This is a genomic window from Nonomuraea zeae, from assembly GCF_005889725.1.
Taxonomy (GTDB): Bacteria; Actinomycetota; Actinomycetes; order Streptosporangiales; family Streptosporangiaceae; genus Nonomuraea; species Nonomuraea zeae.
On the sequence record NZ_VCKX01000030.1, the window covers coordinates 57189 to 70433 of the forward strand.

Genomic DNA, 13245 nt, shown 5'->3' on the forward strand with positions numbered 1-13245 from the left:
CCCGGGTGACAGACGCTGCCCGCATCAGTGCCGTTCGCCCCTGACGTGACCGCCGCGAGCCGGAGAGCATGGAGTCCTGATCTCCGAGGAGGACATCATGACCACGATCGACCTCCGCCGCGTCACTGCGATGATCTTCGAAACGGATGGTGTGCTCACCGACACCGCCCGCGTCCACGCCGCGGTCTGGAAGTGGGTCCTGGACGCCTTCCTGCGCCGGCACGCCGAGCGAACCGGCACGTCATGGCGGCCGTTCGAGATCCCTGGCGATTATCTGCGCCACGTGGACGGCAAGCCCAGGATCGACGGAGCCCGGGACTTCCTCGCCTCGCGGGGCATCGTCCTGCACGAGGAGGAGGACCGCGAGCTCCTGACCGGCATGGCGGCGCTCAAGGACGGTCTCTTCCGGGCAGAGATCCGCCAGTACGGCGTGGCGCCGTTCCCTGCGGCCGTCTCCCTGCTGCACGACCTGCACAACCACGGCGCCCGCATCGGAGCCGTCTCGCCGAGCCGCAACTGCGCCGAGATCCTGCACCGGGCGGGCCTGTCCGGCCTGCTCGACGCCCGGGTGGACGGAGTGGACGCCGCCGACGCCGGGCTGGCCCCCATGCCGGACCCGGCCATGCCGGCCGAGGCCGCGCGCCGGCTGGGCGCGCGGCCGGACGAGACGGCCGTCGTCGCCTGCACCGCGCCCGCGCTCCAAGCCGCCGCGAACGGGCACTTCGGCCTCGTGATCGCCCTGCGCCCGCCGGCACCGGCAGGGGAGGATCGTGCGTACGCCGTGGACGACCTCACCTCCATCCGGGTGGCCGGCCGGGTGCCTCTCTTCGCCCACACGCGCACCCGTGACCTCGGCGTCATGCCATGAGGACGCCGAACGTCACGGTCAGCGGGACCTCCGGCCCTGGCGGCACCTGTCCGCACGGGCCAGCCTCGAACTCGGGAGGTGCGCCATGACCATTGCACACACCCTCGATCTTGCGACCAAGCGGCTGCTCGTGGCCGCCGGGGAGGCGCCCTCGGTGCTCAACACCCAGCCGTGGCGCTTCCGGGTCCGGGACGGTGATGTCATCGAGCTGCTGGCCGACTGGGACCGCTGGCTCCGGGTGAGCGACCCGCGCGGCCGTTCCCTGCACGTGAGCTGCGGCGCGGCACTGCTCAACCTGCGCGTGGCGACCTGCGCGGCCGGGCGCGAGCCTGTCGTCCGGCTGCTTCCCGACGCGGACGCGGCGCCGGACGTGCTGGCCACCGTGTGCTTCGCGGCACGAAGGAGGCTGGTCGCCGAGGATCGTGAAATGTACGAGCTCATCCCGCGGCGGCGGACCAACCGCACCCCGTTCGACGAGCGCCTGATCCCGGTGCCGGTATTGAGCCAGATGCGCGAGGCCGCGGCCTGCGAGCGGGCCAGGCTGCTCTTCCTGGACCGGCGCAGCGCCGCGGACCTGCTCGACTACGCCGCCATCGCCCAGGAGGAGCTGGCCCGCGACCGCGACTACGTGAACGAGCTGGCCGCCTGGACGACCGGGACCGGCGTGCCCGCGTACGTCCAGGGGCCCCAGGCCATGGGCGGGGTGGATCCGGTCCGGGACCACGGCCGCCGGGCGGGCAGCGCCCGCTTCGAGCCGTACCCGCAGCTCGCGGTGCTGACCACCGCGGCCGACGAGCCGGCGGACTGGCTGCGCGCGGGGCAGGCGCTCCAGCGGACCCTGCTGGTCGGGGCCCGGCACGCCGTGTCGGCGTCGTTCCTCAACCAGTCGCTCGACCTGCGGGACATGCGCCGCCGCAGCGACCCGCACCACCGGAGCGGCCACCCGCAAATGATCATGCGGCTGGGCTACGGCTCCGTCGTGCCGCGCGCCCCACGCCGTCCCGTGACCGAGCTGCTGGCCTGACCAACGACTTCCATCGCCAGGACTTCCGCCTCTGACCGGGCCCGCCGGACCGCGCTGTGATGGAGGCAGGACGCGAAGGAGGAATTGCGATGCGAGTCACGGTCAAAGATGTCATGACCACGAAGGCGATCTCCGTCCGGGCCGGCACCCCGTTCAAGGACATCGCCGAAACGCTCATCACCCACGGCATCAGCGCCGTCCCCGTGGTCGACGATGCCGATCACGTGCTCGGCGTGGTCTCGAGGCCGACCTGCTGTGCAAGGAGGAGTTCCGGGAGCGCTACTACCAGGAGGGTTACCGGCCGCCGCTGCGGGCCAGGCTCCGTCACCGGCTGTCGGAGGAGGGCTCGGAGTCGCGGCGCAAGGCCACCGGCGACACCGCCGCCGATCTGATGACGACTCCCGCCGTCACCGTGTCCGAGACCGCCTCGGCGGTCATGGCGGCTCGCGCGATGGACGAGCACGGCGTCAAACGCCTGATCGTCACGGCCGGGGACGGCAGCCTGCGCGGCGTCGTCAGCAGACGGGACCTGCTGAAGGTCTTCGCGCGCCCCGACGCCGACATCGCCCGCGAGATCCGCGACGACGTCCTGGAGCGCTCGCTCTGGATGGAGACGTCGGGTGTCGTGGTCGAGGTGCACCATGGCGTGGTCACGCTCAGCGGCTGGATGGAACGCCGCAGCGAGGTGGAGATCGCCCAGCGGCTGGCCGGCCGCGTCGAGGGAGTGGTCAGCGTCGCCGACAAGCTGTGCTGGAAGCACGACGACTCCAAGTGGGGCACCTGACATGCGCGTCACCGTGAACGAGATCATGACCCCGGACGTCGCGTGCGTCACCGCCGGCACGCCGTTCAAGGAGATCGCGGAAACGCTCGTCGCGCGCGGGATCGGCGCCGTGCCCGTCGTCGACGACCACGGGCGCGTGATCGGCGTCGTGTCGGAGGCCGACCTGCTCCCCACGGAGGAGTTCAAGGACCAGTACACCGGCGAGGCCTACCAGCCGCCCATCCGGGCGCGCCTGCGGCGGCACCTGTCGCCCGGGGGCGGCGGAGCCGCGGAGAAGCTGCGGGCGCGCACGGCCGCCGAGCTGATGACCTCTCCCGCCGTCACCGTCCGGCCGCAACAGGCCGTGGTCAACGCGATACGTCTCATGGACGAGCGCGGCGTCGTCTGCGTGCCCGTCGTGGACGGGGAGGGCCGACCGGCCGGCATCCTCAGCCGCACCGATCTGGTCAAGGTCTTCGTCCGCCCGGACGAGGACCTCCGCGGCGAGATCCAGGACGAGCTCGACCATCTCGCGTGGATCGACACCTCGCGGGTCGAGGTCGGCGTCGAGCAGGGCGTCGTCACGCTCCGGGGACGCACCCGCGCCAGCTCGGACGCCTCGCTCGTCGTCCGCTCCGTGATGGGCGTCAACGGCGTCGTGGACGTGCACGGCGAGCTGCTCTGGGACGAGGACGACCGGTGAGCCCCGCCGCAGATCCGGCAGTTCCGTCTTTTGCGCTCTTGCGTCCTTCAGCTAGCGTCGCAGGCATGATTCGCGTGTTCCTCGTCGACGACCACGAAGTCGTCCGCCGCGGCGTCGCCGCCCTGCTGGAGTCCGAGGATGACATCGAGGTCATCGGTGAGGCGGGCACCGCCGAGTCGGCGATCGCCCGCATCCCCGCGCTCAAGCCCGATGTCGCGGTGCTCGACGTCCGGCTGCCGGACGGCAACGGTGTGGACGTCTGCCGCGAAATACGTTCCCGGCTGCCGGATCTCAAGTGCCTCATGCTGACCTCGTACGCCGACGACGACGCGTTGTTCGAGTCCGTGATGGCCGGGGCGGCGGGCTACGTGCTCAAGCAGATCCACGGCTCCGATCTGGTGGGCGCGGTGCGCACGGTGGCCTCGGGGCAGTCGCTGCTCGATCCGCAGACCACCGCCGCCATGCTCCAGCGGCTGCGCGACCAGGCGGCCAGGAAGGATCCCCTGGCGGCGCTGACCGAGCAGGAGCGCCACATCCTCGACCTCATCGGTGACGGGCTCACCAACCGGCAGATCGGCGAGCGCCTGTTCCTGGCCGAGAAGACGGTCAAGAACTATGTCTCCAATCTGCTGTCCAAGCTCGACATGCAGCGCCGTACGCAGGCGGCGGCGCTGGCCGCACGGCTCCGCGCTGAGCATCGCGACGGCCGGTCCTGACGCTCGTTCACGACCAGAGCGGCCGGGGCGCCGCTGCTGTCCCCCGCCCAGCCGCTGCTGTCCCTAGCCCTGCCGCTGTTATCCCTCGTCCTTGGGCAGGACGGGTTCGAGATGGAACATCCCTGTGACCACCTCGCCCGGCCCGCGTGCGGGTTCGGTCCGGCCGGCGACGGCGGACAGCACGTCGCGGGCCGTGACCATCCCGATCAGGTCGCCGCCGGACAGCACGGGCACGGCGTCACACCCGGTGCCGAGCATGATCGCCGCGATGCGCGCCAGCGGGGCTTCGGGCGGCACCGAGGGGCCGCGCTCGCCCTCGATCAGCCGGCTGACCTGGCGGTTCGACTGCTCCTGCGGCCCGCCCGACCAGGACGCGGCGAGCTGCTCCCTGGTCAGGATGCCGAGCACCCGCCGCCCGTCGACGACGGGCAGATGGTGGACTCCGGCCCTGCGCATGAGCTCCCAGGCCATCAGCGAGGACTCCTCCGCTTTGACGGCCACCAGCACCCGGCTCATCACGTCCGCGGCGGTCAAGGCTTGCACGTTCATGTCCTCTCCTTGGGACGGGGGCGCACGACGGCGACCGGGCACGGCACGTGGTGCAGCACCCCATGGCTCACCGAGCCGAACAACGCCGCGGCGATACCGCCCAGCCCGCGCGACCCCACCACGAGCAGATCGGCCGTCCTGGCCGCGTGGATCAGAGCGGCCACCGGGTGGTCGCACACCTGCTCGTCGCTGACCGCGAGGCCGGGGTTGCCCTCCCGCCAGGGCATGATCCGCTCGCGGGTCTCGCGGGCCTCCTCGCGTACGGCGTCCTGGATCAGGCGGCTGTAGGCGACGGCGTACGGCGAGAAGATCGGCGTCTGCCGGGCCGAGACGACGTGCAGCCGCGCGTCGCGGGCGTGGGCCTGCTCGACGGCGTACGCCATGGCGGCTTCGGACGGCGCGGACCCGTCGTAGCCGACCACGATCCTGTCGTACCGCACCGGCATGGGCGCGCGGACGACCACCACCGCTCCGGGCGCGTGCCCGGTCAGGGCCAGGTCCAGCGATCTGACCTTCGCGCCCAGCCCGGTGGAGGCGCTGGCGCCCAGCACGAGGCAGTCGGCCGTGACCGATTCCGCGATCAACGCGTCGAGCAGACCCCCGCCGAGCAGGTCCGTCGTCACCTCGACATCCGTGGTGAGCGCCAGGACCCGGGCCCGCGCGGCATCCAGCAACGCGGCGCAGGATCCGGGGCGCTCGCCGTTGCGCCCATGTTCACGCACGTGCACGAGCCGCACGCCCAGGCGCCGCCGCCGCGCGTCGGCGGCGGCCCATTCCACCGCCGCCGTCGCCGCCACGGACCCGTCCACGCCCACCACGATCTGACCGGCCATCACGCCGCTCCTTCGCAAGTCGTTCGTCCTGCTCTCACCCTCCTGGAATCCACCTGACCGCACCCGGGAAGGAAGTCCCTGATCGGGGTGCCGTTGGTCCTTTGGACGTGACCCTCGGCAGCGTTCACGAGGTGCGCGGGCCGGGAGCGCGGCGACGGGACGCACCCGCGCGCCCGTCAGAAGGCGTACTCGCCGAGGCGGGCGCGCCGGACGATCGAGGGGCCGGGGCTCAGAGGGGAACGCGCCAGCGCAGGCGGGTCCCCCCTCCCTCCGGCGCCTCCAGCACGGCGGTGCCGCCCAGGCGGGTGGCCCGGTCCTCGATGTTGCGCAGGCCGCTGCGGCGTCCGGCCTGGCTCACCCCGACGCCGTCGTCGGTCACCACGAGCGTGACCTGACCGCCCGCGACCTCGACGAACACCTCGGCGCGGCGCGCATGCGAGTGGCGCACCACGTTGGACAGGGCCTCACGCAGCACGGCCAGCAGGTTCTCGGCCACCGGCGGGGGCACGAGGGTGTCGATCTGTCCTTCCATGCGCAGGCCCGGCGCGAAGCCCAGGTGGCTGCCCGCGCCCTCCACCAGCTCCACGATCTGCCCGCGCACCCCCTGGGCGGGCTCGTCGAGCGGGCCCTGGAGGGCGAAGATGGACGAGCGGACCTGCCGGATCGTCTCGTCCAGCTCGTCGATGGTGTGCTGCAGCCGCCTGGCGGCCTCCGGGTGCTCGACCAGGCGGACCGTGCTCATCAGCGTCATCGCGCTCGCGAACAGGCGCTGGATGACCACGTCGTGCAGGTCCTTGGCGATCCGGTCGCGCTCCTCCAGCAGGCTCAGCCGCTCGGCGTCCCTGCGTGCCTCCGCCAGCTCCAGCGCGATCGCCGCCTGGTCCGCGAAGGCTTGCAGCGCCTGCTGGTCCGCGCCGCTGAACGGCTGCCGGCCGCTCTGCTTGGCCAGCAGCAGCACCCCGCGCACGGCCGACGGCGCGCCCAGCGGGATCATCAGCACGGGGCCGTAGCCCTGCTGCCGGAGCGGCGAGGACGGGTACGAGGCACTCTGCATGTCCGGCTCGGACAGGGGCTCCCCCCGGGTGAAGACCTCACCGGCGAGCGTGTCCGAGATGTCGAAGACCGTACCGAGCAGGTCCAGCGCGCCGTCGTCCTCCGCGACCTCCACGACCAGCGCTTGCTTCGACGCGTCGAGCAGCAGCACCAGGACCAGGTCCGCCTCGCACATCTGGCGGGCGCGGGCGGCCACCACGGTCAGCACCTCGCGCGGGTCGGCGCCGGACAGCAGGCTCGTGGTCACCTCCGACGACGCCTGCAGCCACGTCTCCCTGCGCCGTGACTCCGCATACAGCCGGGCGTTCTCGACCGCGACGCCGGCCGCCGTGGCCAGCGCGATCACCACGGCCTCGTCCTCCTCGTCGAAGTCGCCGCCGCCCCGCTTCTCGGTGAGGTAGAGGTTGCCGAACACCTCGTCACGCACCCGTACCGGGACGCCCAGGAACGTCCCCATCGGCGGATGGCCCGGCGGGAACCCGTACGACTCCGGGTGATCGGCGATGCGGCTCAGCCGCAGCGGCTGCGCGTCCTTGATCAGCAGACCGAGCAGACCCAGCCCGTGCGGCCAGTGCTCGATCCGGGCGATCTCCTCCTCGCTCAGCCCCACCGGGATGAACTGCAGCAGCGTGTGCCCCTCCCCCACCACGCCGAGCGCGCCGTAGCTCGCGTCCACCAGCGTGGTCGCGGTCGCCACGATGCGGCGCAGGACCGTCTCCAGGTCGAGGTCGCTGCCGACGGACACGACCGCCTCCAGCAGCGCGTGCACCCGGTCGCGGGTGGACAGCACGGCGTTGAGCCGCACCTGCAGCTCGGCCAGCAACTCGTCGAGCCGCATGTGGGGCATCAGCGGCCGGTGCTCGCTCTCCATGCCGACCAGTGTCGCACCGGCGGATCATCGTGCCTATACGGAGAAGGACAAGATCCAGATCCGCGACGGTGGCCGTCACCGGCCGTCACGGCACCAGCTCGAAGCCGGTGACGATCTCCGGGCGAATGCTGATGACCTGCTCCATCGCGCCCGCCACCCACGGGTGCACGAGCTCTCCCAGGCGAGCCGCCTCCCCGGGATCGGCCACCAGCCGTGCGACGCCCGTGGCCACCACGCTCCAGCCAAGGTGCCGGTCGGCGTCCAGCTCATCCACTTCATAGGCCACCACGGTGTCCCAGGTCGCGACCTCGGCGCTGATGATCGTGCCGGCCCCGGAGCGCAGGATGATCTGCCCGTCCACGACGACGTGGTTCACCGGCCGGATGGCCGGCAGGGCCTGCCGGGTGAACACGATCCGCCCGAACGGGACGGCGGCCAGCCGTCGCAGCGATTCGGCTTCGGACAGCTCTTTGAGGTTGCGCCGGTTCATGGCTCTGCCCGGCTCGCTGTACAGGACATCACCCTGAAAGACTCCCTCTTGGGACGACTCGGACAATAGGGCCGAACGTCCCTACTGTCGGGTCAGGTCTTCTGGAGTCCGGCGCGGGAGTGGAACCGCGGGGCCGGCGGGCAGCCGCATGCGAAGCCGTACGACCGTGCCGCAGGGGCCGGTGGTGAACAGCGCGTCGTCGGCTAGGCGGCGCATGAGCCAGATGCCCCTGCCGCCGAGCGAACCCGCCGGCGGCAGGTCCTTCCTGCGCAGGACGGGCAGCGGGATGCCGGGCCCGGTGTCCTCGACCGCGCACACCAGATCGCCGCCGTCCCTCGACAGGGTGAGCCGGCCGCGCCCGCCGCCGTGCTCCACCGCGTTGACGACGCATTCGTACGCCGCCACCACGAAGTCGCCGAGCCGGTCGCCCGCGAGCCCCTGCTCCCGCGCCACGCGTAAGATCATGTGCCGCGTGGAGGCCAGGCAGTCCTCGTCGAGGTCCAGGATGAGGAGGATCTTCGCCTCTCCGCCGCCGGTGGAGGAGTCACCCCGGGCCGCGGGCCGGAGGGGATCGCCGAGAGCCGTACCGTTGCCGACCGTGCCACCGTCTCTTCCGCTCATGCCTTCATCGTCGGGTGCGGCAGGCCGCGCGCTCAGAGGCGATGGTCCCCGGCCCCTTGAGGCTTTGGTCCTGCTCAACGACCGAGCCCGGCATACGCGGGGCCCGCCGGGCTCGGCCGCTCCGCTCGGCGGACCCGGCTCAGCCGACGAGGACCTTGACGGCCGCGGTGATCTCGGTCAGCGCCTTCTTGGCGTCCGCGAAGTACATGCCGGTCCTGGGGCCGGTGTAGAGCTCGTTGTCGATGCCCGCGTACCCGTGCCCCATCGACCGCTTGATGACGATCACGCTCTTGGCGCGGTCGGCGTCGATGATGGGCATCCCCGACACCGCGGTGCCGGGGCGGCGGGCGGCCGGGTTGACGACGTCGTTGGCGCCGACGACGAGGGCCACGTCGGTCTGGGGCATGGCGTCGTTGGCATCGTCCATGTCGGCGAGCTGGGAGTAGGGCACGCCGGCCTCGGCCAGCAGCACGTTCATGTGACCGGGCATGCGCCCGGCCACCGGGTGGACGGCGTAGGAGACGCTGACGCCGCGCTGTTCCAGAAGCTGGGCCAGGTCGTGGAGCTGGTGCTGCGCCTGCGCCGCGGCCAGGCCGTAACCGGGGACGACGACGACCTTGGCGGCGTAGGCGAGCTGGATGGCGGCGTCGTCGGCCGACAGCGACCTGACCCGCGCCTGCCCGGCCGGGCCCGGGGAGAGCTCGTCGCCGGTGCCGAAACCGCCGGCGACGATGCCGGCGAGCGAGCGGTTCATGGCGTCGGCCATCAGCTTGGTGAGGATCGCGCCGGAGGCCCCGACGAGCGCGCCGGCCGTGATGAGGACGGCGTTGCCCAGCGCGAAGCCCGCCATCGCGACGGCCGTGCCGGTGAACGCGTTGAGCAGCGAGATCACCACCGGCATGTCCGCTCCGCCGATCGGCAGCACCATGAGCACGCCGAAGGCGAGGGAGGCCGCGCCCAGCACGGCCAGCGCCACCGCGCCGCCGCCGGCGACCAGCACCAGGACCGCGGCCGCCACCATGATCAGTGCCAGCGCCGGCGTCAGCAGGCGCACGCCGGGGAAGACGAGCGGGCGGCCCGGCACCAGGCCCTGCAGCTTCCCCGCCGCGACGAGGGAGCCGGAGAACGTCACCGCGCCGATCAGCACGTCCAGCACGACCGGCAGGGATCCGTCCCGCCCGCCGGAGTGCACCGCGAAGTCGTGCACGCCGATGAGCGCCGCGGCCCCACCGCCGACCGCGTTGAACAGGCTCACGAGCTGCGGCATCGCCGTCATCATCACCCGGCGGGCGAGCAGCAGGCCGAGGCCCGCGCCCAGCCCCGCGCCCGCGGCCAGCGCGGCCCACCCCCAGGGGCGCACGGTGCCGGTCTCGACGAGCACGGCCACCGTGGCGACGACGGCGACGGCCATCGCCCCCGCCGACAGGAGGTTGCCGCGCCGGGCGGTGACCGGTGAGTTCATCAGGTGCAGGCCGAGCACGAAGCAGGTCGCGACGGCGAGGTAGACCAGCCGGATCACGACGTCCAAGGCGCCCATCTCACCGCTCCCCACCGCTCGTACGCCCCGGACGGGGGCGGAACATCTCCAGCATCCGATCGGTCACCACGTAGCCGCCCACGACGTTCATCGCGGCGAAGGCCGCCGTCACGAACACCAGCGCGTAGCCGAAGACGCCCTCCGCACTCAGCGCGATGAGCAGCGCCCCGGCCAGCACGATGCCGTGCACCGAGTTGGCCGCCGACATCAGCGGCGTGTGCAGCGTGGTCGGCACCCGGCCGATGACCTCGAAGCCGAGCAGCAGGCTGAGCACGAACACGCTCAGATCGGCGAGCAGTTGCACGCTCATGCCGCACCTCCGGCGATCGTCACCGCTGCCTGGAGCGGATCGGTGCGGTCGATGACGGGCGCGCCGTCCCGGAGCACGTGCTCCAGGAAGGCGCAGACGTTGCGGGCGTAGGCGGCCGAGGCGGCGGCGGGCATCGTGGCGGGCAGGTTCGGGGCACCGATCACCGTGACGCCGTTCTCGGTGACGACCGTCTCCCCCGGCCGGGCGATCTCGACGTTTCCGCAGGCCAGGTCGATGACGACGGAGCCCGGCCGCATCTCCTTGACGGCGATCTCGCTCACCAGCAGGGGCGGCCGGCCTCCCTGCACCCGGGCGGTGGTGATGACCACGTCCTGGCGTGCCACGTGCCGGGCGAGCGCGTCGCGCTCGGCCTCCTGCTCGTGCTCGCCGAGCGCCCGCGCGTAACCGTCCTCCCCACCGTGCTGACCTCCGTCCTCGCCACCATGCTCACCTCCAGGCTCACCACTGTGTTCACCCCGGGGCTCACCTCCGGGCTCGCCGGTCAGATCCAGTACGGCCGCGCCGAGCGAGGCGATCTCGGCCCTGGCCGCCGGTCTGATGTCGTGGCCCGCGACGACGGCGCCGAGCCGCCTGGCGGTGGCGATCGCGGACAGCCCCGCGACTCCGGCGCCGAGCACGAGCACGCGAGCCGGCGGCGCGGTCCCTGCGGCCGTGACCAGCAGCGGGAAGAACCGCTCGTAGGTCTGCGCAGCCAGGATGGCCGCCCGGTAGCCGGCGACGCTCTCCTGTGAGGTGAGGGCGTCCATCGGTTGGGCGGCGCTGAGCGTCCTGGGCACCCGGTCCAGGCTGACGGCCGTCACCCGCCTGGTGGCGAGCTCCGCCGCATAGGCGGGGTCGGGGTCGAGCAGGCCGATGACGAGGTGACCCGCGCGCAGCCGCCCGGTCGGCGGGCGGTTCACGCACGCCAGGACGTCCGCGTCGCCGTACACGTCCTGGACGACCTCCGCGCCCGCCTCGCCGTACGCGCTGTCGGGGAACCACGCGGCGGCGCCCGCGCCCGCCTCGACGAGCACGCGGAAGCCGGCGGACCGCAGCCGGGGCACCAGGTCGGGCGTGATCGCGACCCGGCGCTCTCCGGCGGCGCTCTCCTTGACGATCCCGATGCTGAGCATGGGGCACCCCTCTCCGCGAGTCTTCATCCCTTCGAGGGTCCGCCGGCGGATCCGGGCGGTATGAGGGCCGAAAGTCCCGGCGTCCAGGACGTTCGGCCCTCCAGCCCTTCCGGCCGCGGGGCTACACCGGGAACATGGAGTTCCAGACGCGTATCCACGGCCGGGGCGGCCAGGGCGTCGTCACCGCGGCTGAGCTGCTGTCGGTGGCCGCCTTCCTGGAAGACCGGTACGCCCAGGCATTTCCCACATTCGGGTCGGAACGCACGGGTGCGCCCGTGGTGTCGTTCTGCCGGATCTCCGACCGGCCGATCCGCCTGCGCGAGCCGATCACCGAGCCGGACGCCGTCATCGTCCAGGACGCGACCCTCCTCCGGCAGATCGACGTGCTGGCCGGGCTCCGGCCGGCCGGCCGGGTGCTGATCAATTCCACCCGGCCGGCCGATGAGCTGGGTGTCATCGGCTGGACCGTCCCCGCCTCGGAGATCGCGCTGCGCCACGTCGGCCGGCCGTTGCCCAACGCGGCGCTGCTCGGCGCGTTCTGCGCGCTCACCGGCGTGCTGTCGCTGGAGTCCGTGCACGCCGCGATCCGCGCCACGTTCCCGGGCCTGGTGGCCGCGCGCAACGTCGCCGCGGCGTCCGAGGCCTGCTCCTACCTGAGGGAGGCCGTCCGTGCTTAGGCAGCTGGAAGGCTCGCAGGCCGTCGCCGAGACGGTCGCGCTGTGCCGGCCCGAGGTGATCTGCGCGTATCCGATCTCCCCCCAGACGCACATCGTCGAGGCCCTCAGCAGGCTGGTGACGGCCGGGCGGCTGGCGCCGTGCGAGTACGTGAACGTCGAGTCGGAGTTCGCCGCCATGTCGGCGTGCATCGGCGCGTCGGCCGCCGCCGCGCGCGCCTACACCGCGACCGCCAGCCAGGGCCTGCTCTACATGGCCGAGGCGCTGTACAACGCCTCGGGTCTCGGGCTGCCGATCGTGATGACGGTGGCCAACCGGGCGATCGGCGCGCCCATCAACATCTGGAACGACCACAGCGACTCGATGTCGCAGCGCGACTCCGGCTGGATCCAGCTGTACGCCGAGACCAACCAGGAGGCCGTGGACCTGCACGTCCAGGCGTTCGCGCTGGCCGAGGAGCTGTCGCTGCCCGTCATGGTGTGCATGGACGGGTTCGTGCTGACGCACGCCTTCGAGCGCGTGGACCTGCCCTCCCAGGAGCAGGTGGACGCGTTCCTGCCGGCGTACGAGCCGCGTCAGGTGCTCGACCCCGACGACCCCGCCTCGATCGGCGCGATGGTCGGGCCGGAGGCGTTCACCGAGGTGCGGTATCTGGCGCACGCGCGGCATCTGCAGGCGCTGGAGCGCATCCCGTCGCTCGCCGCCGGCTTCGAGCGGGCCTTCGGCCGCTCCTCCGGCGGGCTCGTGCGCGGCTACCGGATCGGCGGCCCCGGCTGCGAGGACGGTGCCGGTGCCGACGCCGGGGCCGACGCCGGGGCCGACACGGTGGTGCTGGCGCTGGGATCGGTGCTCGGCACGGTCAAGGACGTGGTGGACGAGCTGCGCGACGCGGGCTCGGCCGTCGGCGCCGCGACGCTGACCACGTTCCGCCCCTTCCCGTTCGAGGCGGTGCGCGCGCTGCTCGGCCGGACCCGGCGCGTCGTGGTGCTCGAACGGGCCTTCGCCACCGGCGTCGGCGGCATCGTCTCCGCCGACGTGCGCGCCGCCCTGCCGGACGCCGAGATCCGTACCGTCGTCGCGGGTCTGGGCGGGCGGGCGG

General features: G+C 72.6%; 16 protein-coding genes. 8 read left to right on the forward strand and 8 right to left on the reverse strand.

From position 1 onward, the window contains the following. Positions 1 to 97 precede the first annotated feature (97 nt). The 6 genes from ETD85_RS12915 to ETD85_RS12940 all read left to right on the forward strand — a co-directional run bounded on the left by ETD85_RS12915 (position 98) and on the right by ETD85_RS12940 (position 4074). Positions 98 to 868, forward strand: a complete 771-nt coding sequence (locus ETD85_RS12915) for an HAD family hydrolase (protein WP_138689903.1) — start codon at positions 98 to 100, stop codon at positions 866 to 868. 85 nt (positions 869 to 953) lie between these two features. Next, a complete protein-coding gene (locus tag ETD85_RS12920) occupies positions 954 to 1892 on the forward strand; it encodes an Acg family FMN-binding oxidoreductase (RefSeq protein WP_138689904.1) in 939 nt (312 codons plus the stop codon). Positions 1893 to 2005: 113 nt separating this feature from the next. Further along, a complete protein-coding gene (locus ETD85_RS67270) occupies positions 2006 to 2284 on the forward strand; it encodes a CBS domain-containing protein (protein WP_338087141.1) in 279 nt (92 codons plus the stop codon). Beyond that, a complete protein-coding gene (locus ETD85_RS67275; RefSeq protein ID WP_138689906.1) occupies positions 2284 to 2676 on the forward strand; it encodes a BON domain-containing protein in 393 nt (130 codons plus the stop codon). Before ETD85_RS67270 ends, ETD85_RS67275 begins: the two co-directional genes overlap by 1 nt. Position 2677: 1 nt before the next feature. Next, positions 2678 to 3358 carry a CBS domain-containing protein gene (locus ETD85_RS12935; protein ID WP_138689907.1) on the forward strand — a complete coding sequence of 227 codons (681 nt, stop codon included), beginning with the start codon at positions 2678 to 2680 and terminating at the stop codon, positions 3356 to 3358. 65 nt (positions 3359 to 3423) lie between these two features. Then, a complete protein-coding gene (locus tag ETD85_RS12940; protein WP_138689908.1) occupies positions 3424 to 4074 on the forward strand; it encodes a response regulator transcription factor in 651 nt (216 codons plus the stop codon). A gap of 78 nt (positions 4075 to 4152) precedes the next feature. Here ETD85_RS12940 and ETD85_RS12945 read toward each other — a convergent pair whose 3' ends face one another. From ETD85_RS12945 to ETD85_RS12980, 8 genes are all read right to left on the reverse strand, one after another. Beyond that, positions 4153 to 4623 carry a CBS domain-containing protein gene (locus tag ETD85_RS12945; RefSeq protein ID WP_138689909.1) on the reverse strand — a complete coding sequence of 157 codons (471 nt, stop codon included), beginning with the start codon at positions 4621 to 4623 and terminating at the stop codon, positions 4153 to 4155. Further along, positions 4620 to 5456: a universal stress protein gene (locus ETD85_RS12950; RefSeq protein ID WP_138689910.1), complete on the reverse strand. Its 837-nt coding sequence runs from the start codon at positions 5454 to 5456 to the stop codon at positions 4620 to 4622. Before ETD85_RS12950 ends, ETD85_RS12945 begins: the two co-directional genes overlap by 4 nt. Positions 5457 to 5685: 229 nt before the next feature. Next, positions 5686 to 7380 carry a sensor histidine kinase gene (locus ETD85_RS12955; protein WP_138689911.1) on the reverse strand — a complete coding sequence of 565 codons (1695 nt, stop codon included), beginning with the start codon at positions 7378 to 7380 and terminating at the stop codon, positions 5686 to 5688. 85 nt (positions 7381 to 7465) lie between these two features. After that, a complete protein-coding gene (locus tag ETD85_RS12960) occupies positions 7466 to 7870 on the reverse strand; it encodes a pyridoxamine 5'-phosphate oxidase family protein (protein ID WP_138689912.1) in 405 nt (134 codons plus the stop codon). Between the two features lie 81 nt (positions 7871 to 7951). Then, the gene (locus ETD85_RS12965) at positions 7952 to 8491 is read right to left on the reverse strand and encodes an ATP-binding protein (protein ID WP_138689913.1); all 540 of its coding nucleotides are present in this window, start codon (positions 8489 to 8491) and stop codon (positions 7952 to 7954) included. A gap of 139 nt (positions 8492 to 8630) precedes the next feature. Next, the gene (locus ETD85_RS12970) at positions 8631 to 10028 is read right to left on the reverse strand and encodes an NAD(P)(+) transhydrogenase (Re/Si-specific) subunit beta (RefSeq protein ID WP_138689914.1); all 1398 of its coding nucleotides are present in this window, start codon (positions 10026 to 10028) and stop codon (positions 8631 to 8633) included. 1 nt (position 10029) lies between these two features. Next, entirely contained in the window at positions 10030 to 10338 is a 309-nt protein-coding gene (locus ETD85_RS12975) for an NAD(P) transhydrogenase subunit alpha part 2 (RefSeq protein ID WP_138689915.1), read from the reverse strand. Beyond that, complete coding sequence (locus ETD85_RS12980; RefSeq protein ID WP_138689916.1) at positions 10335 to 11471, reverse strand: Rossmann-fold NAD(P)-binding domain-containing protein; 1137 nt, start codon at positions 11469 to 11471, stop codon at positions 10335 to 10337. The genes ETD85_RS12975 and ETD85_RS12980 overlap by 4 nt, the downstream gene beginning before the upstream one ends. A gap of 134 nt (positions 11472 to 11605) precedes the next feature. Between ETD85_RS12980 and ETD85_RS12985 the strand changes: the two genes are divergently transcribed. Continuing rightward, a complete protein-coding gene (locus tag ETD85_RS12985; RefSeq protein ID WP_138689917.1) occupies positions 11606 to 12148 on the forward strand; it encodes a 2-oxoacid:acceptor oxidoreductase family protein in 543 nt (180 codons plus the stop codon). Then, on the forward strand, positions 12141 to 13245 hold a 1105-nt coding region (locus ETD85_RS12990), incomplete at its 3' end, for a transketolase C-terminal domain-containing protein (protein WP_138689918.1). The genes ETD85_RS12985 and ETD85_RS12990, both read left to right, overlap by 8 nt.

What these genes read in the sequence shown, in the direction of transcription:
- ETD85_RS12915 (WP_138689903.1), top strand. Translation starts at nt 98, where the DNA reads ATGACCACGATCGACCTCCGCCGCGTCACTGCGATGATCTTCGAAACG.
- ETD85_RS12920 (WP_138689904.1), top strand. Translation starts at nt 954, where the DNA reads ATGACCATTGCACACACCCTCGATCTTGCGACCAAGCGGCTGCTCGTG.
- ETD85_RS67270 (WP_338087141.1), top strand. Translation starts at nt 2,006, where the DNA reads ATGACCACGAAGGCGATCTCCGTCCGGGCCGGCACCCCGTTCAAGGAC.
- ETD85_RS67275 (WP_138689906.1), top strand. Translation starts at nt 2,284, where the DNA reads ATGACGACTCCCGCCGTCACCGTGTCCGAGACCGCCTCGGCGGTCATG.
- ETD85_RS12935 (WP_138689907.1), top strand. Translation starts at nt 2,678, where the DNA reads ATGCGCGTCACCGTGAACGAGATCATGACCCCGGACGTCGCGTGCGTC.
- ETD85_RS12940 (WP_138689908.1), top strand. Translation starts at nt 3,424, where the DNA reads ATGATTCGCGTGTTCCTCGTCGACGACCACGAAGTCGTCCGCCGCGGC.
- ETD85_RS12945 (WP_138689909.1), bottom strand. Translation starts at nt 4,623, where the DNA reads ATGAACGTGCAAGCCTTGACCGCCGCGGACGTGATGAGCCGGGTGCTG.
- ETD85_RS12950 (WP_138689910.1), bottom strand. Translation starts at nt 5,456, where the DNA reads ATGGCCGGTCAGATCGTGGTGGGCGTGGACGGGTCCGTGGCGGCGACG.
- ETD85_RS12955 (WP_138689911.1), bottom strand. Translation starts at nt 7,380, where the DNA reads ATGGAGAGCGAGCACCGGCCGCTGATGCCCCACATGCGGCTCGACGAG.
- ETD85_RS12960 (WP_138689912.1), bottom strand. Translation starts at nt 7,870, where the DNA reads ATGAACCGGCGCAACCTCAAAGAGCTGTCCGAAGCCGAATCGCTGCGA.
- ETD85_RS12965 (WP_138689913.1), bottom strand. Translation starts at nt 8,491, where the DNA reads ATGAGCGGAAGAGACGGTGGCACGGTCGGCAACGGTACGGCTCTCGGC.
- ETD85_RS12970 (WP_138689914.1), bottom strand. Translation starts at nt 10,028, where the DNA reads ATGGGCGCCTTGGACGTCGTGATCCGGCTGGTCTACCTCGCCGTCGCG.
- ETD85_RS12975 (WP_138689915.1), bottom strand. Translation starts at nt 10,338, where the DNA reads ATGAGCGTGCAACTGCTCGCCGATCTGAGCGTGTTCGTGCTCAGCCTG.
- ETD85_RS12980 (WP_138689916.1), bottom strand. Translation starts at nt 11,471, where the DNA reads ATGCTCAGCATCGGGATCGTCAAGGAGAGCGCCGCCGGAGAGCGCCGG.
- ETD85_RS12985 (WP_138689917.1), top strand. Translation starts at nt 11,606, where the DNA reads ATGGAGTTCCAGACGCGTATCCACGGCCGGGGCGGCCAGGGCGTCGTC.